This is a genomic window from Brachybacterium paraconglomeratum, from assembly GCF_039541415.1.
GTDB classification, from domain to species: Bacteria; Actinomycetota; Actinomycetes; order Actinomycetales; family Dermabacteraceae; genus Brachybacterium; species Brachybacterium paraconglomeratum_A.
The window spans coordinates 1-881 of the sequence record NZ_BAABGE010000018.1 but is presented as its reverse complement, the minus strand read 5'-3'; the positions used below and the strand labels follow the sequence as shown (position 1 = coordinate 881).

General features: G+C 54.4%; 1 rRNA gene. It reads left to right on the top strand.

Features of this window, described 5'->3' with window-relative positions:
- Nucleotides 1-73: 73 nt before the first annotated feature.
- Nucleotides 74-881, top strand: a 16S ribosomal RNA gene (locus ABD893_RS16950); the annotation flags it as partial.

The following is an 881-nucleotide window of genomic DNA, read 5'->3' as shown; positions in this document are numbered from 1 at the left end:
TATAATACGGATGATACAGCAGTTATATGCTGGTTGTTTGTTTATGTTGTCAGGATACTGTTTTTCATGTTTTTTCATGGAGAGTTTGATCCTGGCTCAGGACGAACGCTGGCGGCGTGCTTAACACATGCAAGTCGAACGATGACGGTGGTGCTTGCACTACCTGATTAGTGGCGAACGGGTGAGTAACACGTGAGTAACCTGCCCCTCACTTCGGGATAACCTCGGGAAATCGTGGCTAATACCGGATATGAACTTCTACCGCATGGTGGTTGTTGGAAAGATTTATCGGTGAGGGATGGACTCGCGGCCTATCAGTTTGTTGGTGAGGTAATGGCTCACCAAGACGATGACGGGTAGCCGGCCTGAGAGGGCGACCGGCCACACTGGGACTGAGACACGGCCCAGACTCCTACGGGAGGCAGCAGTGGGGAATATTGCACAATGGGCGAAAGCCTGATGCAGCGACGCCGCGTGGGGGATGACGGCCTTCGGGTTGTAAACCTCTTTCAGTAGGGAAGAAGCGAAAGTGACGGTACCTGCAGAAGAAGCGCCGGCTAACTACGTGCCAGCAGCCGCGGTAATACGTAGGGCGCAAGCGTTGTCCGGAATTATTGGGCGTAAAGAGCTCGTAGGTGGCTTGTCGCGTCTGCCGTGAAAACCCGAGGCTCAACCTCGGGCGTGCGGTGGGTACGGGCAGGCTAGAGTGTGGTAGGGGAGACTGGAACTCCTGGTGTAGCGGTGAAATGCGCAGATATCAGGAAGAACACCGATGGCGAAGGCAGGTCTCTGGGCCATTACTGACACTGAGGAGCGAAAGCATGGGTAGCGAACAGGATTAGATACCCTGGTAGTCCATGCCGTAAACGTTGGGCACTAGA